5 protein-coding genes are annotated in these 6449 nt (G+C 36.3%); 1 reads left to right on the top strand and 4 read right to left on the bottom strand.

Annotation, left to right across the window (positions count from 1 at the left end; all coding sequences use genetic code 11):
* Nucleotides 1-110 precede the first annotated feature (110 nt).
* The 4 genes from NQ163_RS09960 to NQ163_RS09945 form a co-directional block, all read right to left on the bottom strand.
* Nucleotides 111-533, bottom strand: a complete 423-nt coding sequence (locus tag NQ163_RS09960; RefSeq protein WP_268190192.1) for a hypothetical protein — start codon at nt 531-533, stop codon at nt 111-113.
* Nucleotides 534-660: 127 nt separating this feature from the next.
* Nucleotides 661-2991, bottom strand: coding sequence for a TonB-dependent receptor (locus NQ163_RS09955; protein WP_268190191.1), 2331 nt, complete (start codon nt 2989-2991; stop codon nt 661-663).
* Between the two features lie 653 nt (nt 2992-3644).
* Nucleotides 3645-4754: a helix-turn-helix domain-containing protein gene (locus tag NQ163_RS09950; protein ID WP_268190190.1), complete on the bottom strand. Its 1110-nt coding sequence runs from the start codon at nt 4752-4754 to the stop codon at nt 3645-3647.
* Nucleotides 4755-4864: 110 nt separating this feature from the next.
* Complete coding sequence (locus tag NQ163_RS09945; protein WP_268190189.1) at nt 4865-5659, bottom strand: alpha/beta hydrolase; 795 nt, start codon at nt 5657-5659, stop codon at nt 4865-4867.
* 321 nt (nt 5660-5980) lie between these two features.
* Between NQ163_RS09945 and NQ163_RS09940 the strand changes: the two genes are divergently transcribed.
* Nucleotides 5981-6436, top strand: coding sequence for a DUF4440 domain-containing protein (locus tag NQ163_RS09940; RefSeq protein WP_268190188.1), 456 nt, complete (start codon nt 5981-5983; stop codon nt 6434-6436).
* The last annotated feature ends 13 nt before the right edge of the window (nt 6437-6449 follow it).

Genomic DNA, 6449 nt, shown 5'->3' with positions numbered 1-6449 from the left:
TTACGTAACTTCGGCTATGCAATAAAAAATTGAGCTTCGCCACTGAAAACCAATAAGTCACTCTCGAAATCCCAGTAGGACTCTAAACAACTTCACTTTAAATCCTCTTCTTAGAAGCTTATACTAATTCCAAATTTAGGAAGTAGTTTGGTTTTATCTTCAAAATCAGAATTTAACTCCAAGCCTAGCATTAAACTTACATTTTCTGTTAAAATATCATTCTTAACAAGGTATAGTGGCAATCTAAAATTACCAAATTCCCCTTCTATTACAGATGCACCAACCCCCCAAGAAAGATTAACATCTGCAGCTAACTCAACAGATAAATCATTACGAATAAAAAATGAAACTTCTGTATTGTCAAAGTATTCATTCTCAGCTTGAATTCTTATCTCAGGATAAAATAATCCTTGTGTAAACAATGCAATTCCTAATTCATTTTTGTGATAATAACTTGCAGTCCAATTTTTAGTTTGAGCGTTACCTGTAAAGAAAATTCCAATAAGTGATGTGATTAGTAAAAGCTTTTTCATTACCATTTTTATTTAATTTAATTTTCATAAAAATAACACTTTAATGTAAACCATACAAATATTCTGATAAACTTACAAAATCAAAAACAACTCAATGCCATTCCCTCAAACAGTTCAATACAAGCAGTTAAAACGAAATTCGATAACTCAAGTTTGGTATCATTAATGCCTCTCTATCCTCATCCACTTCTCCTGTTTTGATATTGTATTTGTGTCCGTGAAATCCTTTGTAACCCATTAGATTTAATATTTTAAGAGACAATTTGTGACTCGTTTTCTGTTTATTCCATGTATAATTAATGCTTGTATGTAGTAAGGTTGAACTTTTAGTTTTCATGTTGAAAGGAATTGTCTCATCGTACTCCACCTCTCGAGCTAATGCGGAAGCATCTTCATCTATTTTTGAGAATCTTTCACCTCCTTGTATCGATAATCTTAGGTTGAAGCCCAGGGAGTTTTGTTTTTTATCCCCTAGCGAAAACTCTTTTCCCAGTAAAGCATTAATCAGGTACTTTTTATTGTATCGGGTACTGAACCAATCCGAATCAGCAGTTTTGTACTGCGATTTAAATAGTGAGCCCGATAACAGGTAATAAAATCCTTTGTACATGTACTGCTCTACCGTCAAATCAATACCATAATTTCTGCCTTTACCTGTGTTTTCATAGGCATCTTCCAAAAACCAATCTCCCTGTAGGTTCAATAAGGATTCATTGCTATTTACAGCTATTGGTACATCATACAATTCCTGGTAGTAAGGTTCTATTTTTACATGTAGTTTCTTGCTAATATTCCAATCGTAAGCCAATACCAAGTGATGTGCCTTGGTAAAATCGAGGTTCTTATTGCTTATGCCACCATCTCCGTTGATTGGTTTGGTAAAGTATACTTGTAAAGGCTCCAACCTGCTGTGCAAACCGTAACCAAAACTAAAACTATTTCTGTCATTAAGTTGGTACTTGATTCCCAAACGGGGTTCAATCGTATAGTTGTTATTCAATGTAAATACTTGAGTATTCAAGCCAAAATTGAACTTAAACTTTTTCCCTGTAATGCTAAAATTGGTATAAGCCGATGCCAGAAAACTAAAGCCATTCTCATTGCTTAAATTTTGCAATGTCTTGCTTTCATCTGCCTCACGAATATCCAAATCATAGCCCATTCCTCTTAATGAAACTCCCGTTCTATTCGATAATCGCTCCGAGAACCTTCTGTTGTAATAGGATTTGAACTCAATGTTGTACTTGGTATTATTTACCAGGTTTTCTGCTTGCAACACTTCATTTTCATCCAATCGATCGGTTAGCATGTCGATACCTTCGGAAGTAAAGGCCAGCGTTGAATTCAAATAAGCCGAATTTTTAAATCGCAATTTGTGATTCAAACCAATGGCTCCCATGTATTGTTTTACTTCCTGATCTTCTATATCTTGATAATACTCCCTCTCATTCGGATCTTTCTCTGGGCTGGTATCCGATTCATCGATTAAACCGATTCCCCAAAGTGAAAATGTACCCAACTTCTGGCTTGGAAAGTTTAGCTTAAAGGATAAATCCTGGTACTTGGTTCCATCAGCATCTTCTGGCAACATGGAAGGAATTAGTGCCAAGGTGGAATACCTGTAATTTACCAGGTACGATCCGTTGTTTTTTGTCAGCGGACCTTCCGAAGAAAAATCGATTCCAATTAATCCAGCTTCAAAACTATGCTGGTAATTGCTGGTATTGCCTGTTCTCATTTTAATATCAAACACCCCTGCCAGCGCATTGTTGTACTCCGATGGAAAAGCTCCGGTCATAAAATCGGAATTGGCCAAAACATTAGAACTTAATGCGGTTAATCCACCTCCTCCAAAGCTGTTTAAGTTGGCAAAGTGATTCGGATTGGGAATCTCTATCCCTTCAATCTTCCATTGCAAGAATTTAGGGGCATTACCACGAACAATAATGGAATTATCCTCTCCATTACTACTAGCCACTCCTGCAAATGATGAAGCTAACCTGGCGGGATCATCGAATCCACCAGCATACCTGTTGGCTTCCTCAATACTAAGCATACGAGCGCTTACCATTGTAATCGGATTAACAGTTTCCTGTTTGTTAATTTTTGGTGCCACAACAACTTCTCCCAATGCAGAAAATAAAGGATTCAATTGAATGTAAAGCTGTACCTCTCTGGCCGAATTTACAATAACATCCAATATCTGTAATGATTCATATCCGATATACGAAACCTCTATGTTTACCCTCCCTACAGGAACATTTTTAAGCTCAAAATTTCCATCGAAATCGCTTGTTGCACCAATAATGGGATCCGTATCCTTCACATGAATATTGGCAAAAGCCAAGGGTTCTTCTGTTTCCTTACTTACAATTTTCCCCTTTATGCTTTGTGTTAGTTCTTGTGCTTGCAGATTTACACAAATCAACACCAAAAGAAAAGTCTTTAAAATCTTCATACCTATTACTGTTTTTGTTTGTAACAAAACAGCAATACTCTAAATACAAGGCTAAGCATTCTTATCAAGTAAAACATGAGAAGTATAAAACACTTTAGAACATTCATAAGCATCGCCGTTTTGTTACAAACCAACAATACTTTCATATTTAAACGGGTGTTTTTTATAAAGTAGAACGCCTAAACAGGTTCGCATTTATCAATGCGAACGTTTTTTAATAATTATTTGAACCTGATTATCTGTTATATACCACGGTACGATGTACCTTAAGAATTGTGCAAATTCATTTGCTATAGAGACTTCGGTGCTACGCACCTTTAATTCTTTTGTGCCAATCCCAAGCCACAGAGTGGCGAAGTATTTATAGCAACATCCGAACAAATGGGATAAAGCTGCAGAGCAGCGCGGTATTTTTTCTAAACAAATGATACATTAATTGCGGCCCCCATTCTTACATCATGCTGCCATGCACTTTAAGGCTTGTACAGAATCATTTGCCATAATGATCTCGGTGCTATGCACCTTTGCTCCTTTTGCTCCAATCCCAAGCCACAGAGGGGCGCAGCATTTATAGCAAAATGCCATATATTGTGAATCAGCTGCAGAGCAGTGCGGTATTTTAAAAACAAGGATCCGCTATTACCCAATCGGAATTACAAACTAGCGGAATTTTTCTTAAACAAAGAAGGCGTCATTCCAGTCTCTTTTTTAAACACCGTATTAAAGGCAGTCTTAGAGTTAAATCCGGAATCATATGCAATACCAATGATTGAAATGTGTTTGTATTCTTTACTCAAGAGAAGCTTTTTGGCTTCCTTTACCCGATAATGATTCACATATTGAAAGAAGTTCTTATTGAAACCCTCATTTAAAAGATAAGACAAATGATGCGGTGTTATTTCGATGAATTCTGCCAATTTCGACAAACTTAAATCCCCTTCCAAATATGGCTTTTTCTCTTTCATTAACGATTCAAGCTTATCCCTTAAAACAATAATCTCCTGATCAGACAAAAGTTTTTGCTTGCCTTTCTGTTCCTGACTCTTCTCCTCCAAAACCTTTTCCAACTCCTCTTCGCTAATCAGAAATATCTCTTTTTGCTTTAATGTATTGTAGGCCAAAAACAGCAAAATGATCAAAGAAAATCCATTCCCGAATATGTTTAAATTCCCTTCTGAAATAATCAGGTTGTAAACAATGATAAAAATGCTGATTGCTATGAGCGAAAAGATGATTTGCTTGATCCACTTCAAATCAACCAATTCCCGATTCGAATTAAAGAACTCAATTCTTTTTTCATGCTTTTGCAATAACAGTAAAGAAGCAAGAATATAAAAAGTAGCCTGAATGAGTAACACCAGCACAAACCATCGATACGAATCAAATCGCTCACCCATTTCAATATCGAAAAGGGTAACAACAGCCACAAGTATCGGAATAATCAAATGGAGAGAATCTTTTTTTCTTAGTTTCCGATATGGATTCGTATAATACAAAACACTGAAATAAAACAAGATTGCTGCAAATGTTTGTATTACGCCTAGAGTTTCAATTAAAGTAGGTGAATAAGTTTTGATTCCTATCATTCCCAATAACTCATCCATCCAAAAGCTAGCCCAAATCAATAAAAAGAGAGCCAGTAGAATATTGGCTTTTCGGTTTACCTTCAAAAGATTACCTAACAGTAAAAAGGATAACAAAAATATCGATCCTACAATTACGATAATAATGAACGAATTAAGTGGGGCTAGTACATGTTCCATTAAAAACAAATGTAATTATTAATCGATAAACTATTGCTATTGAAAACAAAAAGGGAACAGCACAATGCCATTCCCAATCAAGTCTGTGTTTAATAAACCACTAACCCTAACTAATTCTTTATATCACTTAAAAATGCTGTAATTGCATTCCAATACTCCTCTCCTCCTTGCTGATTGATCCAAAGTGCACGTGAACCATGATGCCCCGGACCTTCTGGAATAAAATGTACCTGCTTCTCTACCATTTTATGCTTTTCCAACAATTCTTTTATGTATTTGGCTTCATAATTCGAACTGGTAATAAACATTGGCTTTTCAAATCCTTCCAACTTATCGATTAAAGAGCCTTTATGAGGAGCCAGATAGTTTCCCGGACTAAAAGAGATCACTGCTGATACCTCATCCATATCAATACCTAAATAAAGCGCTAATGTGGACGAATAACTCGATCCCCAAAGAATTACCTTATCCGAATAATTCTGGCTCACATATTTAATGGCTGCGCGGATATCCGGCTCTGCATCCACATAATCAATGCCCAAGCCTTTTGCAAGGGCACGCAAATAGGTTTCGTTTTGTGTTTTACCGATGGGTCCACCCGAACGCTGATCAATTGCCATACAGTTAAATCCCATTTCGTTCAGCTTTTCAGCAATTCCCGAATATTCGAACTTGTTGAACCTTGCCTGGTGACAAAGCAGAATAAATGGCGATGTTTCATCAATCTGATACAAATGAGCTGTTATCATCAAAGAATCCAAAGATGGAAATTCCACAACTTGTGGATACTCAACTTTCTTTTCCGTTTCAGATCCTTGAGATGCATCATCATTTTTTGTAGTCTTTTGCTGACAGGATACCATAAATACCCCCAAAAAGATCAGAATAATAGGTAGTCTCTTCATCATTTTGTGTTTTGTGTGTAATACTATGATGATTAAATGAAAGAATACCCTATGTGAAAATGAATTTTATTTTGAATTGGCAGTTTTCTATTGTGCGGAATTATTTAGACGCAGATTTATATGACGGTATATGATTGGTCTGATTCTTTGCGAATTTAGTCTTGTTGCTTAGCATCTTGCAATGCCTTTTAATCAACCTACAACAGGTTTTCTGGCCTTTCACAAGCCAATGCACTAACTTTGTAATAATCCTATCTACTGATACTTCCATCCTCTTCTATCTATAAAAAAAATCTTTATAAGCTTAAACATCAATCCACCATGAAAACAACAAGCCTACTACTTTTAATGCTGTTGGTTCTTTGCGCATGTACGCCTCAAGAAAACAAACCCGATATCACCAAAGAAAAAGAAGCGGTACACAAAGTGATGAAAGATTTCTTTACAGCACTTGAGACAAGGAATTGGGACCTATTGAAAAGCTCTTCTACCCATGATGCTATTATTGTTGAGAATGGTCTGCACTGGACCCACGACAGCTTGATTTATGCTATGGACAGTACATGGGCAGATTTCGATGTTCGTTATAGCTTTAATCTGATTAAAACCGAACTGAATGGATCCATGGCCTGGATGTATTACGAAAACAATGCTATGGTAAGTTCTCCTGATACCACCTTTCCTATCCATTGGCGGGAAAGTCTCATTTTTCACAAGGTAAACGGAGAATGGAAGCTTGCTTTCGGTCATTCTACAACAATCCCTAATACCAATTAGTATTTAAAATGAT

The organism is Marinifilum sp. D737 (genome assembly GCF_026672275.1).
Taxonomy (GTDB): domain Bacteria; phylum Bacteroidota; class Bacteroidia; order Bacteroidales; family Marinifilaceae; genus Marinifilum.
This window is presented reverse-complemented; position numbering and strand designations above follow the sequence as displayed.

Bases quoted from the DNA above. Each gene is read 5' to 3' on its own strand.
- NQ163_RS09960 (WP_268190192.1), bottom strand. From the start codon at position 533: ATGAAAAAGCTTTTACTAATCACATCACTTATTGGAATTTTCTTTACA.
- NQ163_RS09950 (WP_268190190.1), bottom strand. From the start codon at position 4,754: ATGGAACATGTACTAGCCCCACTTAATTCGTTCATTATTATCGTAATT.
- NQ163_RS09945 (WP_268190189.1), bottom strand. From the start codon at position 5,659: ATGAAGAGACTACCTATTATTCTGATCTTTTTGGGGGTATTTATGGTA.
- NQ163_RS09940 (WP_268190188.1), top strand. From the start codon at position 5,981: ATGAAAACAACAAGCCTACTACTTTTAATGCTGTTGGTTCTTTGCGCA.
- NQ163_RS09955 (WP_268190191.1), bottom strand. From the start codon at position 2,991: ATGAAGATTTTAAAGACTTTTCTTTTGGTGTTGATTTGTGTAAATCTG.